13 protein-coding genes are annotated in these 18,970 nt (G+C 39.6%); 8 read left to right on the forward strand and 5 right to left on the reverse strand.

Annotated elements, in window-relative coordinates:
* Positions 1-10 precede the first annotated feature (10 nt).
* Genes R7O13_RS04030 through R7O13_RS04040 form a run of 3 tightly spaced genes read right to left on the reverse strand, consistent with a single transcriptional unit; the run spans position 11 to position 6,239 of the window.
* Complete coding sequence (locus tag R7O13_RS04030) at positions 11-3,634, reverse strand: patatin-like phospholipase family protein (protein ID WP_140360248.1); 3,624 nt, start codon at positions 3,632-3,634, stop codon at positions 11-13.
* A gap of 11 nt (positions 3,635-3,645) precedes the next feature.
* A complete protein-coding gene (locus R7O13_RS04035; protein ID WP_140360247.1) occupies positions 3,646-5,268 on the reverse strand; it encodes a dynamin family protein in 1,623 nt (540 codons plus the stop codon).
* 5 nt (positions 5,269-5,273) lie between these two features.
* Positions 5,274-6,239, reverse strand: a complete 966-nt coding sequence (locus R7O13_RS04040; RefSeq protein ID WP_140360246.1) for a helix-turn-helix transcriptional regulator — start codon at positions 6,237-6,239, stop codon at positions 5,274-5,276.
* 335 nt (positions 6,240-6,574) lie between these two features.
* On the opposite strand from R7O13_RS04040, the gene R7O13_RS04045 reads away from it, so the two are divergent.
* From R7O13_RS04045 to R7O13_RS04080, 8 genes are all read left to right on the forward strand, one after another.
* Positions 6,575-7,207, forward strand: a complete 633-nt coding sequence (locus R7O13_RS04045; RefSeq protein ID WP_140360245.1) for a GGDEF domain-containing protein — start codon at positions 6,575-6,577, stop codon at positions 7,205-7,207.
* Between the two features lie 351 nt (positions 7,208-7,558).
* On the forward strand, positions 7,559-8,383 hold the full coding sequence (locus tag R7O13_RS04050; RefSeq protein ID WP_005376134.1) for a hypothetical protein: 825 nt from the start codon (positions 7,559-7,561) through the stop codon (positions 8,381-8,383).
* A complete protein-coding gene (locus R7O13_RS04055; protein ID WP_025605171.1) occupies positions 8,383-8,895 on the forward strand; it encodes a hypothetical protein in 513 nt (170 codons plus the stop codon). Before R7O13_RS04050 ends, R7O13_RS04055 begins: the two co-directional genes overlap by 1 nt.
* A 225-nt stretch (positions 8,896-9,120) precedes the next feature.
* Positions 9,121-10,854 (forward strand): hypothetical protein, encoded by a 1,734-nt coding sequence (locus tag R7O13_RS04060; protein ID WP_005376130.1) that lies wholly within the window; start codon positions 9,121-9,123, stop codon positions 10,852-10,854.
* Positions 10,838-12,541 carry a hypothetical protein gene (locus R7O13_RS04065; RefSeq protein ID WP_140360244.1) on the forward strand — a complete coding sequence of 568 codons (1,704 nt, stop codon included), beginning with the start codon at positions 10,838-10,840 and terminating at the stop codon, positions 12,539-12,541. The genes R7O13_RS04060 and R7O13_RS04065 overlap by 17 nt, the downstream gene beginning before the upstream one ends.
* A 290-nt stretch (positions 12,542-12,831) precedes the next feature.
* Positions 12,832-13,785, forward strand: a complete 954-nt coding sequence (locus R7O13_RS04070; protein WP_218955748.1) for a LysR family transcriptional regulator — start codon at positions 12,832-12,834, stop codon at positions 13,783-13,785.
* A 151-nt stretch (positions 13,786-13,936) separates the two neighbouring features.
* On the forward strand, positions 13,937-15,880 hold the full coding sequence (locus R7O13_RS04075) for a TonB-dependent receptor domain-containing protein (RefSeq protein ID WP_140360243.1): 1,944 nt from the start codon (positions 13,937-13,939) through the stop codon (positions 15,878-15,880).
* A gap of 32 nt (positions 15,881-15,912) precedes the next feature.
* Complete coding sequence (locus R7O13_RS04080; protein WP_318303063.1) at positions 15,913-16,791, forward strand: alpha/beta hydrolase; 879 nt, start codon at positions 15,913-15,915, stop codon at positions 16,789-16,791.
* Positions 16,792-18,258: 1,467 nt separating this feature from the next.
* Here the strand turns inward: R7O13_RS04080 and R7O13_RS04085 are convergent.
* Positions 18,259-18,630: a transcriptional regulator gene (locus R7O13_RS04085; protein WP_169614530.1), complete on the reverse strand. Its 372-nt coding sequence runs from the start codon at positions 18,628-18,630 to the stop codon at positions 18,259-18,261.
* A 130-nt stretch (positions 18,631-18,760) separates the two neighbouring features.
* Positions 18,761-18,955 (reverse strand): hypothetical protein, encoded by a 195-nt coding sequence (locus R7O13_RS04090; RefSeq protein ID WP_025607111.1) that lies wholly within the window; start codon positions 18,953-18,955, stop codon positions 18,761-18,763.
* Positions 18,956-18,970: the final 15 nt, after the last annotated feature.

Below are 18,970 nucleotides of genomic sequence, written 5' to 3' on the forward strand. Positions count from 1 at the left end.
AGACTCGCAATTAATCTTTATCGATACGTTGTTTTAAGGTAGACACATAAACTAAAGCTTCCGTCAGTTTTTGCTTTGTTTCTTCCAATATGTCTGATTGTTTTTTGTGTTGCTTGTTCAATGACATAAGTTGTTCATTATGTGCTCGCAGCTTCTGCTCAAGAGTAATATTGAGTTGTTCACTGAAGTTCTTCATTACTCGGTTCAGATGCTCAGCGACCATATCAATGATTTGGCTTGTCGCCTCTGGGATAATCTGACCACGAATCTCTTGCTCGATCTGGTGGTCTCGTTCTGTTTCATTACTTCTTTTCTTGCCAAGTAATCCACCAAAAACTCCAACAAAAATTCCCACAATTGGATTTAACATTGCAATACTAATTCCACCAGCGATTGTGCCTGCTATTAGCGAGAACTTTTCTTTTTCTTGGGGAGGGATGTCTAAATGAACACCAATTCCTTCTAAAGAGACGGTAACGTTACTTTCTAGTTTACGTTTAAAACGCTCTAGCTCTATTCGGATTAGTTCATCTATCTCTAGTTGCACCACAGGTCGAACAATACTTACAATAGAGTCGGACAGTGTATTACTTTTTGCGGCACTTACTAGGTTAAGCGTATTGTTAGATAACTCAGAGCTAACCTTTGACGTTATTTGTTCTTTACCAACACTGCACAGGTTATACTCAAGCTCATTTAGCATAAGTTGAAGACTTTGCTTTTCTTCATTAAAGCTTCTTTCCAATGCGTTGATCTTCTCTTCAATTTCAACAGCACTATTTGACATGTATGAATTTTTTGTTTTCAGTGCTTCTTCGATGCTCGTTATCAAAGCTAATATTGCAGACTGGTAGCGGTGCTTTAACAAGTGGTCGAACTGACTTACAGCGTTATCAATCATCACCTCAAACCCCTTAATTGAGTAGAGCTGTTTATCTTGTGTTTCGATACTCATGACATCAAAACTATCTTGCAATCTTTCACTTAACGTTAGTTTGAGCTGCTCCACGCTCTTCACTAGTTCAAATTCCGATTTACGAGCAGATTTAGAAATTAAGCACCCTATATCTCTACTGTAGTCATAGTAGATCTCTTCAAGGCGCTCCATCACGCTATTATCAAACGGTATATCTGCGGGAAACAACGTTACGAAGTAATCACCACGCTCTAGATACGTCGCTATTGCTTTCTGGTGCGCTACATTACGAGCATCAAACCCTGGCATATCAACTAATATAGCCCCCCTTCTGTTCTTTAGACGTTGGTTATTTAACTCAACTGTGATGTGGGCAACATGGTCGCTTGGTTGAAAACTATGTAAGGTGTCAAGTGGATAGACGGATACAGGGGTGTCATCAACATAGTGAACGGTGAACTGCTCTGTCATTCCGTACGTCAGCTCAGTTGCAACAGCTGTTTCTGCTGCTATATTTACCTTAAGATAGTCATACCCAAGGTAACTGTTTAATAGACTACTTTTACCTGCTGAAAACTTCCCAATAATTGGTATGACAACTTTGAAGTTGCTAATTCGAGAACGTACAAACTGTAATTGTTCCTTCACACTATCATCATTCAAGTGCTGACTATTGATATCTTCCAACTGCTCGACAACAGATAACCATTGATACTGTAGCTCTGAGGCAACGACACCATGCTCAAGTAATAGCGTATCCTTGCAACTCGAGTGGATCGTGGTTGCCCTACGATCATTTTGGCGTAATGCGTGTAGCAGCTCCAAACCAAGTTCTTTAGCTGGGCGAGGAGTAAATAAGTTCAAACTTAGATCTAACTCAAGTTCACCGATAATATCTCGCTCACTCTGAATCTCGTTAGCCATTTGAATACCTCTCAAAAGAGGGTAATCATTTTGTTTACTGCTAGCGATTGGAAGAATGTACTCACCTTCAACATTATCAATAAGGTTGCATTCTTGTGACTGTAAAATTAGAGTCGCTGGAACTAACTCTTCTTCATCAAGCTTTAATAACTTTAACGCATTTATATAGCGAGCAAGTTCGTTAGTCTCCCACGTACGTCCAGATGTCACATAGAAACTGCTCGTCAAATTAAGAAGTGTTTGGTATGGGTTGGATGCTAGGCCTTGTGCTGTAGCTGTATGAAACCAATCATTAATAATTTGATTTCTTTCCAATGCGTCAACTCTTTGTGAAACATTGACTATTTTTTGAGACAGTTCAGACTCTAGCACTTCGAAACCATGTTTCATAAGGGTCAATGAGCGGTTAAGTCTATGCTCAGTCATCTGAATACTTCCATATAAAACATCAACATGCTTCATCAGATAACTGGTTTTATTCGATAGGGACGCGACTACCTCCATTGTGAGCATATTCTTATGATTCAGCTTTTGTATCAGTCTTTGATTAGCATAGATTGCTCTGCTTAGCCCATGATTCACTTCAGACTGTCGTACACTATTACTACCCGTAAGATTGCCAATGATTCGACCGAACCGACTTTGCTCTAATTGAGAGTTTACTGTCCCTTCGGTTGACGCAAGTGCAGTAATTGATGAAAAGGCTTCGTTAAGTAACTCGGTTGAATTACCTTTCATCTCTTCAATCAACGTATCGATACTATTATCAATAAAGGTCTGCTCTTGAGCTTCAATTTCCATTGCAACTTGCTGTGTGACTTGTTGAAGGCTGTCATAGGTTTCAAAGTGCCCACTTCTTAACTGCTTATTTAGCTCGACACTTTGATCAAAATCTTTTGAGGCATCAGCCAACTTATCGACCACAGCAACAAATCTCTCTTCAGTATCCTGGAAATCTTTAAACTGCTCTAAGATACGCTTCACGTCCTCATAGCCTTCGTCTATCAATTTCCCTGCATTTTCTGGAGTGAAGTTAAGCGGTGCAATTAATCCATCAAACTCTCTCGTGGGCACGATGTTCCAAAAACGAACATTAGGGTACTGCTTTACCGTTTGAGCTAACTGTGGGTCTCTCTCTAGATATAAATTGATAATATGAGTACAGTTATGCTTTTCAATCAACACCTTGTAAGGTGTGTTATCACTATATTCACCAGGCAACACCCCACCATCGAAGTAAGTTGTTCCATCAATATCAATGCCATCAAAGACAATAGGAATCGCTGCTGACGCGAGTAACCATTGAACTATACTTGTCGGGGGTTTATCCGTTAAATCAGGGTATTCAAGCTTTCTGGTACTAGAGTTCAGCGCACAAACATGGAATGGAATATCACTTTGGCAGACACCATCACAAGCACCGCTTTGTTCAATCAAGTGCTTTAAGCCACTTTGATTAAACAAACCTTGTGATTGGCTCAGCCCTGTTATCGCCAGTGCAGCTCTAGCAGCCAATGAAGGGGTAAACAATGTACTAGCAAAAGATGCTGCTTTTCTTGCAAGGTTGTCTTTATTTAAAGACATGATTTGATCTTTAGATATTCCACGCCATAATTTTTCGGCTGCTTCCACATCACCCTTAACAAATAACGCACCATTTAAGCCACCAACAGAAGTACCAGCCACAGCTTCAACGTTTTTATCTAGACCAAACTCTCTAAGTGCTTTCCAAGCGCCAACTTCATATGCGCCTTTGCCACCTCCACCCGAGAAGACAATACCTAATTTACTCATTATTTACCTTATTAATCGAAACTGACTGATACTAATGATTTTTTATCACTAATAATTTGAACTTGGACTTCTTGTGATATGTAGAACTGCTCCGATTTTATAGCGGGTGCAGTCTTGGCTATAACTATCATTAACACCATAATCTCTATTTCAGGAGCATCATCCAATTGAATAGACACGCCAATCGGACTGATCTTGACCACTCTGCCTTGCAGGGAGTTAAGATTCGCCATTCCAGAAAGAACCTTTAGGTCACCTTGAAGAAGCGCGTCAAAAGTCACTATGTCTCTCTGTATCCGATCTGTTTTTATTTTCATCGAGTTTAATTGCATCACACTTGGACTACTGGCCAATGCAATTTCTTTTAACCTACACACCTCAATCAGTAAACCTTCGATGTGGGCATAAATTTTTTCTGAGTCACGTTTTTGGTGATGAAGAATATCTAGCTGAGACTTAACCTTTCTGTGAAAATCAGCTAAGTGCTTTTTCTTGTCCCCAACTAAATTTTCATCAAAAATAAGCTCATTTAACGTACCAATCGTTAGTTTCAGTGTTTGTTGAGTAGCCAAGTATTCTCGGTGATATTCTTCAAAGATTTTTGAAAGCTGCCATTTCAATGTTGAGCCGTCACTCCCCTGGTTTACTTGAGCCAAAAACTCTTTTAGTCGATCACCGTGCGCTGAGATCTCCATATTTTCTACCGAAGAGTACCCAATCACATCTACAAAACTTATCTCGGCATGTTCAAGATCAACTTTGGCTACTTCGATAATGCTTTTGACTTCTGATTCCAATTTCTTATCAGTCTTACTCATTACTACCAAGACTGGCTGCTCTAGCTCCAGGCCTTGAAGAAAGTTGATATCTTGTTGGGGAACGGTACCGCTTTGACTATCTACTAACCAAATTAGATAATCTGCCGCTCTTAAATGAGTGCGAGCAATATTTTCATCAATCTTCTTTTGGTTATCAGATTTGCTATATCCTGGAGTATCCAAAAAGATCAGATTGCCATAATGAAAAACCTCTCTCTCAACAGCAATCATTTGCAATATATGACTAAAGGTCACTCGATACTTTTTGTTGAATGCATGGCAAATCGCTTTGACTGCGTGTTCGTCAATTTCGGTCTTCTTTCCAAAGAAATTCAGTGCATCAATGCTGTTCGAAGCCCCTTTGAATAAGAAAGTGGGTATGGACGTAGTTGGAGTCGTGTCTACAGGAAGAAGTGAAGGACAACCTAAAACAGTATTGAGAAAACGTGTTTTACCTGCACTAAAAGAGCCTCCAACTGCCACAGTATGACTCTGTTGTAACTGAGGAAATGACACCGCTTCTTTAAGTAAATCAAACCACTCAAGAAGTCGAACATAAGCACTTGCACCGCTAGTATTTTCACTCTTTTCTGTGTGCGATAAAAACTTTTGATTAATTAGCTTATCTATATCTTCTAAAATTTGATCACTCGGAGTTCTTACCTCTGGTTTTGCGACTAAGCTGGCAAATAGTTCCAACCCAAGATCTGAATCTTCAAGATAACGATTATATTTACCTGATGATACCAAAGGCGTTGTTTCTTTCTTTTCTTCTAGTGATGCTAAATGACCATTCATCAAGCTATCTATATCCATCTCATTTAACCTTTCAAATACTCAGTTATGCGTTGTGTTATAACTAAGTCACCAAAGCCAGAGAGCCATTGAGCTAATAGCTTTGAGTCAACTACAGTTGCTGAAATTTTGTATATATCCCCCTGTTGGGTAATGTTTTGGTCTGTCGAGATTGGTGTTTCCGAAAGAAGCAACGCTAACTCATTTTTAACTTCAAGTTCGAGGGAGATCTTCTGTCCTTCGCCAAAACCAAACCTTCCATCAGCATCATACTGGCTTAGCTTAAACTCTTTTGGGCGTTCAAAACCGAAAGATGAAACAGAGGCTTTACTTACCCGATGAACTGCGATGCTCCGTTCGTTGTCATAGCCATCAAATCGACAAACTAAGTACATTCGTTGGCCTTGCTGAGCCAAACCTAACGGCATCACCAATGCAGACTTTTGAACTTGTTTAGTATTGTAATAATCAATATTGAGCAAACGATCGTGATATAGAGCTTCGCTAATTGCGGAAAATACATTTGTGGCAATTTTGGGTGGCAATAGTGGTTGAGTTTCACTCACTACTCTCACCTTTTTTAGCCACTCTCTTTCTCTAGAGTTTCCACTCGTTGGGTTGAGTTTGTATTTTGCCTCTTGAAAAAAACCATCAAGTGACGCTGTTATGTTAACTGGTAAGAGCTTAATCAAATACTCTTCTGCTAGGTTTAAAAGCAATGCCTCTTGTGCTGACAGCTTAGGTAGCGTCACCCCCCCAGCTTCTTTGTTCCAGCGATATCCATATGGTTTACTTCTTTCATCACGAATGATGTCAAAGTGTTCACAAAGCAGTTCTAAATTCCGCTGAATTGTACGGAGTTCCCTCTCTATACCGATATGCTCTAGTTGCTGGTGAAGCTCTCGTGCCGTAACTTGATGTGATTTTGGTATCCGCTTTAGCAACTCAAACGCTACAACAAGAGACTCGTGAGTGCTCGTTCGTTTGGCCATACTTAGTCTTACCTAATTTTTCAAAAACTGATGTCTTTATTTGATACAACTGAAAAGAAATGATATTTCATATTGTAATGTCATACCTTTTAATGAACTCCTTATACCTCAATATGCAACCTTTAGTTAAGAAACAAGCAGCCATATACCTAACAAATTGACTATAACGTGTTATATGTCAAATTGTGTCGCACCAAACCGCTTAAAAAACAATCACTTTGAGTGATAGAGCCATTTCTAACGCACAGAAAATCCCTTGCTCTATGTGACACATAATGTCGTACTTGAATTTAAGATCACTTCTATTAAGGACACTTTTAACATTGGAGTGCATAATGTCTGTTAATACGTGTGATAAGAATGTCTCTGCTGAACCCCTTGATATCAGCACAATTAGTAAAGCGACATGGCAGGATCTAATCAATCAGATACGTTTCTTAGAAGTAGAAAATAAGAAGCTCAAGGATAAGGTGTGCTCTTTAGAAAATCAGATTCGAACGGACTGCTTAACTAAAGTTGAAACTCGTGAGTACGGGATGACATACTTAGAAATGTCTTTAAAAAATGAACAATTGAACTCACTAGGGCTAGTCTTTATAGATGTCGATCATCTTAAAATAATCAACGATACAGAAGGACATGTGGTCGGGGATGAAGTTTTGTCTTATGTGGGTAGTACACTCAAGAATATTCAGAAGCCTTACGAATCTATCTCACGTTATGGCGGCGACGAATTCCTTGCGGTGCTACCCAATGCAACACATCAAGAAATCAATGTTTGGTGTAAACAACTGCACGAAACACTCGCAAAACAACGACTACCACTTGCTCGTTCATCACTTTCCATCACCGTCACTACTGGAAGTTATGTTTACAACATGAAAGGCGATGAGAGATTAACATCGAACCAATTAATCAGTTTGGTTGACCTCGATATGTATCAAAAGAAAGGTGGTCGCATTCGTTAACGAACCATCCAAAAACTAGGAACTACCTGGGTAAGTTAAGAGTTAAGACATACGAATATTGATCGCTTCATCACAATACGTACTTTGTTACTTAAAAACTTCAAGGATGTGTCAGCAAAACCTTGACAAATTTATGCCCAAACCGTTTTAGAGCCTGTCTCCAATGAGATAAGGTTAGCTAATGGGTTAACCACCAATTGAAGTTTTTAGAAAAAGAGAGGAATGTATTGCTGTTTCGAGCCATTGGTAACAGTTTCTAGCAATCACCTTGGACTTGGTTGCATATGACCGCATAAGATAAGACATACGGTTTTATAATCAACTTGTTCAGAGTGGAGCACAAACATCACAATGGCAGTTTTATACAGTAAATTATACGAAGAACTTCAGCTAAGACTTTTCAAAAACATTAACCCAGAACACGCTGAGTTCATTCAGTTCCACTTCCATAAGCTGACTCCTCAAGTGTTAGAACGACTTCGAGTAGTTGGTAGGATAGACCCAAATCGTTCAGCTTACTTCCCGTGTTCAGACGAAGATGATTTTAAAATCTCTGTTGCTCCCTTTCCTATTACTGAAACATGCTATATCCACTACAAGGGCACCTCTTACGTAGATGTAGTTCTTAAGGCAAGCAACAAGTATTACTATGTGATTGCTCTCTGGTTACTTTGGTACGATGAGAACAAGCACTCCTCTCTTGGCCGTGAAATTGTAAGAGCGTTCATCATCAATTCTATCGATGTAATGAATGAGGAAGCACTCTTAACATCAGATGGTATTCAAAGCAAAGTAAGCCCAAAGGAAATGAGAAGAAAAACCGTTAGGTTTTACGCTAATGTTTTTGATTTCACTAGAATATATGGTCATATGACTACGCCATTTAAGGGGATGCTAAAAGCTCATACCGTTGATAAAGGTGTCAATCTTAACAAAGTGGGTGAACTTGTCCTTCAGCATACAGATGAAGGAGATCTGGAGCGATTTAAGAAGCGCGGTTTTAGTAAATTCAATAAAATATTCGAAGTACTTGCGGAAGCGAGTATTGAGGATAGTTTTCGCCTAGGAGGACTCTTGCTTCTTATAAAAAACAGTAAAGACGCAAGAACAATGAAAAAGGTAGTAGTGGATCTTGCTCTGAAATTGAATCAAAGCGATCTCAATGAGGTAGCATAGTGGTAGATAGCATTCTCGATTTCTCAAAACACTTACTTTTAACTCTTATTGCCATACTCGCCTTTACTGCCGCAATAGGGGCAAATGCAAAGCTTTTTTTTACAAGTGTCCTGCTTATCTTGGCTATAATATTTGTCATGATCAGTGCATTCTTTTGCTACAAAGCATTTGAAGTTGTAATCGATTCTAAGATAAAACAAGAATCATACAATAATGAAAAACAGAAAAATAAAGCGCCATTGACTGATAAGGCTAAGAAATCCTTATTTTGGAAGATACGCCTTCAGTTTTTTACTAGCTTACTCTCATTGGTACTCATTGGAGCGATGGTTGTGTTTGAGACTATTGGCTTTACACATGATAGCGGCCTTTGTGCGGCCTTAGCTTCAAATGAGTGGTGTGAAAGTACCTACGGTTACAGCTCTTTACCGTCAGAGACACGTTTACCCCCTCAATCGGAAGAAGTAGACGCTTTACTCCTCAACCTCCTCGCAAAAATGAAGGCTATCTAACGGTATTGTCGTTTCAAAGGTGTCAGGTGTCGTTCAGCTAGTTAAATCCTTGCGTAGTCCGTAAATGTTGGTATTCATTGTTTGCAGTATTCATTGTTGCTTCGTAGCACAGAAGTGCCCCAAAACGTTTTAGGCACCTTCTAAATCTCAATTATAACACCTTTATTTGACCTAATTTTCTTTATCCAACAAAGTGTTTAGTGGCTGTCTAGTTAGGGGCATGAAATGTCATTAGAAGAAACAAAAGCTAGTTTGCTAGCTGCAAGCGAAACAGCAGATGGTTTGCTGGCACAGATTAATGATTTGTATATCCAAGAAATACGAACTGAAGAGAAAATCTTAAAGGAGGCACTGTCTGAGCTACATAACTCAGGAGAGATTGATCTTGTCGAGATAGTAAGAGGAGTTGATAAAAGCTCCAACGGATACGATTTTTTCACAACTTTGCATGCCTTTGAAAGCGCGTTACCTTTACTAAATGCAAGTGTTGACGATGTTCTACGTTGCTTAGTTCATCTTACGCAGCAGGGTGGTAGTAGTGGCGTATATGGGGCCTTTGAACGTTTCTGTCGAGCGCAAGCCTCTCGTCCTAGATATAGTGTTGGATTTATCTTGGCACAAAGTGAGCTTAGTACATATGCCCCTTTTCTATCCAGTTCAATTCTCGCATACGACTCAAATCATGTAACCGAAGCTATCCAGACGATAGAAAATTTGATTGCTGATAGACATGAGCTGATCAGGAGACAAGCATATTTTACTTTGGGGAGGCTGGATGTAGGTGAAACTCAGGCTAATGTCATTTGGAGAATACTTAACAACAGTGCTAGAAATGAGTGCGACAGCGATTGTTGTGCTTCGATACTGAAATCAATGCTTTGTTTTGGACAAACATTCCCATCTTATTGGCAGCCGATTGAAGATATTCTACTGACGTTTGTTGAGGGAGCTTCTCCAGAGGTTATCTATGAGATATCAGATATTGTCGCCTTTCAAAGAGTCGCCCTACCGCAGAGTGTTCTTGAGCTTCTGGTAAAACAACTTTTCAATGTTTCACCTGAGCATAATAGCACCGTCAGCAATATTAATTATGTGTTAGTTAAATTGGTTAAGAGCGGTTCAACTTCAGTTGCAGTCGAATTATTGGAATCAATCTTAGCTGTAGGTGTGGAAATCACGGATTTAGGCTATTTATCTAATGAGTTACTGCGTAAACATCGAGATTTACTTAACCACATTATTACAAGGTGGTTCCTATCTGGAGAAGTATCACTTTGTCATGGTGCTCTGGATTTACTTCATGATGTAACGGGCAAGGACATTGAACTAAAGGCTGATATGGCATTGCTAGATGATGAAGTGAAGCAGATATTTGTGAGTCACAAGGCTGTAGGTTGGCTCTTTATGCGCCCTATATCAGCAGCAAGCTTCATTCTATCTATTTGCGAAACTGCTTCGACAGCTATAAGTAAAGATTTTGAACAGATTTTATACTATCCCTTGCTTTTGAGTTATCCTGGACAGCTTAAGCGATTCTTCCAATCATGCATTGATAAAGGATTTCAAGCACATCTATGTGAACATCTTCTCAGTAGACTACAGTCTTACCACTCTGATATTGAGAAAGTATCTGAATTAAAGGAGCTAATGGCACCCAGCGAAAATATAAATGTTTACTGGAAAGAATCCAACAGGCATATGCAGACAGCCTACGAAAAAGCATCTAGAGGATCGCTTATTGACCATCTGTGCTCAACAAAGCAGATTTTATTGTATGGTAATAGCTCAATTTACTATGTACATAAGGGGGACGGAGAGACAATTCGGCAAGAGATGCAAATGCAGTCTTTTTCTCATTCTACTGAAATGCCAAGTTTAGACGTCCTGGATCCAGAGTCACTAGATTATATGTTACGACTTTACCGTTGTGAGAGAATGAAAAATGAAATTAATTCTTAAGCAATACTTAGCTTCTCTGAAAGAGCGTAAGGAATTAGATGCTGTGTTACCCGATTTATTGAGTAGCATGGGAATGAATGTGTTCATTTCACCGACTCGTGGGGTTAAAGAATACGGCGTTGATATAGCAGCAGTTGGACATGTTAAGGCGGAGGAAGAAAAAGTTTATTTGTTCTCTGTTAAGTCTGGAAACCTTACTCGTGATACTTGGAATGGGAATACAGATCAAGCTCTTAGGCCCTCGTTAGATGAGATTCAAGACTCATTTATCCCTAGTCGCCTGCCTCCTGAACATCGGGATAAAAAAATAGTCATCTGTTTATGTTTTGGCGGGGATGTTAACTCTGGTATTAGGCAGGAAGTCTCTGGGTATGAGAAACGGAATACACGAGACAATATTTCTTTTGAGGAGTGGAATGGAGATAAACTCTCAGAGTTCATTCAAAAGTACTTGCTGAAGGAGAAGTTGTTGCCTAGCTCCTGTCAGGCTTTGTTAAGAAAATCCTTGGCTTTACTCGAAGAACCCGAGAGTTCAAATAAGCATTTTTCACAATTAGTTGATGAAGTTCTGTCAAATGCCACTGATTCCGATTCTGTTGCATCGGCCATAACGCGGGTAAACGTTTGTTTATGGGTTCTGTACTCATGGTGTCGTGATGGAGGGAATCTAGAATCAGCATATCTTTCGTCGGAGCTAGCATTGCTGTTGGCTTGGAATAAGGTCAAAGATCACTACACAGGAAGGAACAAGTCCTCGAAATCGTTTGATAGCATTTTAGATACATATCAACAGATTACTGATTGTTATGTAGATCGATGTTTAATTCCATATGTTGAATTTAAATACGCTCTCTCTCATGCTGTTCATTCGCCAAGTTCTATTGATGTAAATATTAAGCTATTTGATGTTTTAGGACGTTTAGCGGTTAAAGGGCACTGGATTTTAGACTCACTGTCCAAGAATTACGTGGAAACTCCACCTATAGCTGGAGAAAGCGAAGAACAGGAAAAATTACGGCTTCGCCTCAGAGAAATAACGAGGTCAATTAACCTATTGGTCGTTAATAATCCAATGTTGCTATCGCCTTACAAAGACTCACAAGCAATTGATCTTGGTCTCGCTTTAACTTTGCTTTCAAATAATTCAGAACTTGATGATTTTGTACGAAGTTGGCTCTCGGAAATGGTCAATAGGTGCATATTCTGTTTTGAAAGTAATGGCATGTATCCAATCGTTCACAACTCTTACGAAAAGCTGCTTGAACATCGAAATAAAGATAAAGCCGACACTAACTATAAAAATAAAGTTACGGAGGCTAGTGTTTTGTACCCGCTGTTAACGGTTTTTTGCTCTCTGTATAAACTAGATTCAGTAAGCCAAGATTTGGAAAAGTTTGCCACAGAAAAACTGGCACATAGCACGTTACAATATTGGTATCCAAACCAACATAGTGAGGACGCTATGTACTCTAACTCTGATACGCATGGCTCTGCATCAACTGACTTTCCTATGAATAGTAGTTCAGCACTAGAGCATATAAAACAAGAATGTAGCGAGGCAGATTCATTCAAGAAAATGTCAGCTGTAACTGAAGGAAAGGCTCCGTTAGTACTAACAGCTTGCCGCTGCTACCGATATCCAGTTCCTTTCCATTATCTTGAGGACTGGTTCACTGCATCTGAGTGAATAGCAAAGTTTGAGATTTTCAGATCCTTTTTATGGAAACTGAAATGCCATAATTAATTGAGATAGCTTTATCTCAATTAATTCAAGTTTGGCTAATTTAGTGAAATATATAACACGTTTGTGTCCAGAACCTTCACAGTTGGTACTTCGTAGCACAGAAGTGCCCCTTTTCGTGTTAGCACGGAGGCAGTCCTGTTACCAGAATTGTGTTTCAATAGTGCCTTGTTGTATCGAAAATACTTACCTCAAACTCTAGAGATTTATGTACTATACCACCTACTGGAAGCTTGATGGGTGGTATTGACGTGAACTTATCTCAAATTGATCTGAATTTGCTCTTTGTTTTAAAGCACTTGCTCGAAGAAAAGCATGTATCTAACACCGCTATGGCTTTAAATATGAGCCAGTCAGCGGTAAGTCGAGCACTGCAAAAAATGAGAGTTTTCTTTAATGACGAATTATTGGTGCGCAAGAAATACGGCTATGAACTGACTCCAAAAGCAGAGTCAGTAAGGCAAGACATCAATAATGTGATTACCAGTTTAGAAAAACTTGCCCATAGAGACTCGTTTGATCCGAGCACTGTATCAAGCACCGTTAAGGTTTACGGCCTTCTTCCTCAGATTAATACCTTAATGCCTAAGGTTATCGCTAAGATTCGGCAAGAGGCTCCAAACCTTAAGGTCAGTTTGGACTCAGCACCAAAACGTCATTTTGATGCGTTGGTGGCTGGAGATGTTCATTTCGCACTTTCCTCTCATCAACCGCCAAGCTCTGAGCAAAATATCTATCGAATGGTTGTTGCTAAGCGCACTTTCCGTTTGCTTATGAACCGCTATCATCCACTGGCCGATTTAGAGCTAACTCCAGAGCGTTTGGCCGAATTTGACTTTGGACAAGTCTCTTTGCAGGGTGAGAAGCGATTGTCGTTTGAGCATAAATACCAAGAGCTAGGGTTAGCGAACAAAAAAAAGCGTTTATCAGCACCAGTGCAACTGAATAACTTTAGTTCTGCTCCAAGTATCGCAGCCGAGACTGAGATTATATTTCATCTACCAACACCTTTTGCAGAGGCAGCTTGTCAAGACCCTCGCTTGATCGTTCGAGAAGTACCTGCCGAGCTACAGTTGGACTTTCAAGAAGTCTTCCTATATTGGCACAAACGCTTTAACGATGATCCTATGTGTGAATGGGTACGAGAGATCTTTAAACAGCTCTATGTTGGAACCGATACTTTAGCTTAAATGCTTATATCGGGTAATTCGTGGTTAACTATTCGTATATTGGATAGTGACATTCTCTTTTCTCGATAGTGATTAACTTGTCAGTGATTATGATAATCAGGTTTAATTGATAATAATTATTAAATGCAATTACATTTTAAGCCTATTCAATATGAAGCCTCTTTTCACATACTCTCTATTTTCTACATCAGTTATTTCTGCTTGTATTACTGTACCTATGGTCGTTGTTGCAAATGACCAGTTACCTGAGACTGGTATCAATACAACAGCAATGGAAACCGTAGTGGTTACAGCCTCTGGTTACGAACAGAATGTCACAGAAGCGCCAGCAACAATAAGTGTTCTCACCCGAGAGCAACTTGAAAATCGCTCATATAAAGATTTGACTGATGCTTTAAGTGATATACCTGGTGTAACCGTTACAGGAGGTGGTGATGGCCAAGATATCTCAATTCGAGGTATGCCTGCTCAATATACGGCCATTCTTGTTGATGGCAGGAAGCAGTCTGGTCGAGAAACTCAAACTAATGGTAGTACGTTTACTGAACAAGACTGGCTTCCCCCGTTGAGTGCAATTGAACGTATTGAAGTTGTACGTGGCCCTATGTCAACCCTTTATGGGTCTGATGCTTTGGGGGGGGTTATTAATATTATTACGCGTAAAAATTATCAAGAGTGGCACGGAAGCTTGCGTGCAGAAACGACGCTTCAAGAAAATTCAAAATCTGGCAATAGCTATCAAGGGCAACTTTACCTTGCTGGCCCTGTCATTGATGGTCTGTTGAGTACTTCTTTGACTGGACTGTATCAGGAAAGAAAAGAAGATGAAATTGAAGGTGGTTATGCAGGTAAGACACTCGACAACTATCGAGCTTCTTTGTATCTCACACCTACCTTGGATGACACTTTTACTCTTGAGTTCACCAATCATAACCAAGAGCGAGAGACCACTCTAGGTAAATCAGTGGAGCGAGAGTCTCAAGTTGCAGTACGAGAATATGAACGCCAATCTATTGGTTTTAGCCACGACGGAAACTACTCTTGGGGTACAAGTTCTTCATTTATCAGTAATGAAACAGTAAAAAATATCGGTGCAGATAAAGAAGTCGAGAATAGTCAAATTAATACGCAATGGGGTCTGCCTCTTAATGCTCACTACTTAACACTGGGCGCATCTTTCGAGCAAAAGGATCTGACTGATAATAAACTGTCATTGACCTCTAAAAACAAGCAATGGGCAGTATTTGCTGAGGACGAGTGGTATCTCACGGATACATTCGCTCTCACCCTTGGTTTACGTTACGACGACAATGAGATCTTTGACGGGCAATTTAGCCCAAGAGCTTACGGGGTCTGGTCTATTGACCCTAGTTGGACGCTAAAAGGTGGTGTGTCTACGGGTTATCGAGCACCTAGTTTGACACAAATGGACGAAGAGTGGGTTCAAGAGAGCTGTAGAGGACGTTGTTCTATTTACGGTAATCCAGACTTAACAGCAGAAACCTCCATCAATACAGAGATGGGACTGTATTACGTTAATGAGCGAGACCTTTCTGCAAACATTACTTTGTTTTACAGCGACTTCAAAGACAAGATCGAAAGTGAGTTTGTCGATCCGACTTGTACTGATAGTAGAAGTTGCGACCGCACTTACGTCAACATTGATGATGCGATCAGCTATGGTGCAGAAAGTTCCGTATCTAAGGGTATTACAGAGTCAATTACACTAAGTGCGACCTACTCGTATACTCGTAGTGAAAAGAGCACTAATGACGATGATGATGGCTTGCCTCTTGTACAAGCACCTGAACATATCTTCTCACTTAATGGTGATTGGGCAGTGCGTGATGATGTTGCTTCATGGGCCCGTATGAACTATCAAGGCAAAGAGAAAAACAACATTACTAGTGATAGCACAAGAACGTTGGCACCTTCTATTACTTACGTGGATCTCGGTGTGAACTGGCGTGTAACTAAGAATGTGAAGTTAATGGCAGCGGTTTATAACTTGTTCGATGAGCAAACCACAGAGGAAGAGTTTGGCTACATTGAAGATGGCCGACGCTACTGGTTAGCGGCTGAAGCGACTTTCTAATCTACTCACTTTTTTAAGCGAATAATAAAACAATGAATACGAAAATTAAGTCTGCGATGACTTCTCTGCTACTTATGCCCTTTGTCTGTTTGGCTGGGGAGTTCAATGTAGAGAAGGATATCTTGTTCAAAACTGTAGGTGAAAGAGAGATTAAACTCGATCTTTATACTCCTTCGGTTGAATCAAATACTCAGTACCCGCTATTAGTTTGGGTACATGGTGGTGCATGGAAACGTGGAAGCAAAGACGCCATCCCAGAAAAGAACCCATTATTACTTCAGTCTGTGTTGAATGAAGGTTATGCGCTAGCTTCAGTTGATTATCGTTTAAGTGGAGAAGCGATCTTTCCTCAACCAGTACAAGACATCACTGATGCACTGAACTATTTGTACGACAATGCTGAAAAGCTCGGTATTAAAGCGGACAATCTTGTGATAATGGGACGCTCTGCTGGTGGGTATCTCGCTGGCTTTATTGGTGCGACTAACTCGGCATACGACCAAGTAGATTTCTATGAGCCACCAAAGTACAAGGTCTCTGCCGTAGTGAGCTTTTTTGGCCCTACCGATTTACTTGAGTTAAGTAATAAAGGTGGCAAGAAAACCAGCAAAAAATCGTCTGTATCTCGTTTCTTAGGAGATGTTCCAAACAATATTCCAAAGCTTGCCAAGAAAGCATCAACGACGAGTTATGTGAATGAAAATACTCCACCATATATTCAGTTACACGGCACCTTGGATAAGCGAGTGCCTCTATCTCAAAGTGAGATACTTAAGGCTAAGCTTGATGAGCATGGAGTCACTAACCAACTTTTCATTGAAGAAGGTGTAGGACACAGTGCACCTGTCTTTGATACCGAGAAGTACGTTACTCATGTTTTGGACTTCTTAAATAAACACTTTCCGAACTAACAGCTCTAGTCAATATAAGGCTTAAAAGTTCAAGGGGGAATACTGAGCCAACTGTGATTACAGTTGGCTTTTTCATGTATCTCTATTGGGCATTTATCATTCTGATTAACAGGAGCGGCTGCTCATTTTCAGGCAGGGTTGAATAAATCTATGGCTACTTTGGGGTATGTATTCTAACGAACTTATGTCCAGTGGTTTGCTGATAGTGCATGAAACACGAAATTGCCCCAAAGTTGCTTAGACCTTTTACTCACTCGCATCTGGTTCATGGGGTGTTGCCCGACTAGAAGTTATCCATTCTTCTGACACTGTTAGTCGTGAATCCCCGTGTTGTATCACGGGGTAAATTCAACGTAACTTCGTAGTATGCGGACTATAGCTTAAAGTGTCTTAGACTAGTTCATAAGCTAATTTAGCGATCGATTCTGTTCTTGTCTTAATCTGCTCTTCATTCCAATTGTCCAGATCAAAATCATCGCTATTCACTTCATCAACAAACTCTTTAACTAAAATAAGCTCAGACTTACTGTAGTAGCTTAGGTTTTTCTTTAGGATCTTTGTCAGCTATATCACCATTGATCTCAGCACATAGAGGCAATATGTTACCCACCATTCCAATCTATTCGTGACCTAGCTTTTGAGGAGCAATATGCTCTAGTGTATACAAGTGTGCAGTTAACTCACCTGTTTGTCGTTTTTTGATTTGTAAATGACAAGTTCTGCACAAACTTGGGAATAAATTCACTTTCACTAGGAACACGATCTTGTAGTTTTTCATGTACCGACTTTAGAAGCTCATTAGCATCTCTTTTATTTGTACAGTTTCTTAATTCGATTAGATTATCTAATTGCTGAAAAAGCAAATCCTGCCCCTAGAACTTCCCTATTGTTCTTAACGCTCTATTTTTTGATGCTACGTTACTTACATTTGAATCTATGGCAGACTTCACTCGTGAAGAAGAGATCGATTTTGGCATAAATCAAAGATATTCCCTTCATATTAGAGGAGCCTTTAGTGCGAGGTTCGGCTCGTTATTCTAAATTTAAACCTTAGCAGGAACATGTTATTATGGATGGAACTGTTTACACGGCCCCCCTTACCAGTGGTGTCGGTAAAGCCATCGTGAATCGATTCGCTTCGTGATAATTAGGACTAAAACTGAGCCTTACTGAGAAAACAAGTTTGATAATAGTTTTCTTCCACATCGTAAATAGCTTTTTTTGGCTCAGAAATATCGCCATTCGTTTTAGCTAGCTTAGCAACTCGTAATCACGTCGGTGTTATGTGCATGATAAAAATACCTATGTCCCGAATTAAGCTCTTAGCACGTTACTTTAAGTATAATATCTCGCCAGTTAGTCGTATATTGCGGAGTTAGCCATTTCTCTTCGCATGCCCCATTTCTGTTCTATGCCTTGGGAACAACAAAAGAAGTATCAGTGCGCTTGATTTTAGTATCAAAGTAGCTATTGAAGCAGCTCTTCCAGTTCTTTGCCCACTAGTATCACAAAAGATGTATAGATTGCTGTAAGACACTCTTCGTTTCCACACTTATCAATACGAACAAAACCTTTAGATGCAAGGTCGTCAATAGAAATCGAAAGTTCTTCGACACTGCGACCTGTTATCTCAGATAACTTCCTTACATTATTTGCTCTATCACGAGAAATCATATACAAAAGCTTAATATTTTCGTTAGTTAAAACCTGGGCCAGCTCCGTTAATGATGTAAACCACAAATGAGGAAAATTTTCTACATGGTTTAATTTACCAGCTGAAACATCCAACATATACTTACGAACTAGTTCTTCATCGGCTATTCCAATTCGAGCTTTCATAGTCTATCCATATCTATAAAATATAATACTTCCCTTTAATGGAAAGAGAAAACAGTGATAATAATGATAAATTACAGTCGATTTCTCAAACCTTATTATCTAAATCTAATTTCATTAAACCGCACTATTATTACTCACTACTTTTATAAAGCGCAATAATTTTAAGAACATCAGCTGTAATATTAATTGCTTTAGAGCCTGATGGTATATCCATCTTATCTTGGTATTGAACCCAAACTTCACCATTTTTTGATATACGGATCATTGCAAATGTTTCGTTAAGAAATGACTTATTGACGCCAAGTTGTTCATGTATGTCATCCATATGGAATCTTCCTAT

The organism is Vibrio sp. Y176 (genome assembly GCF_033438945.1).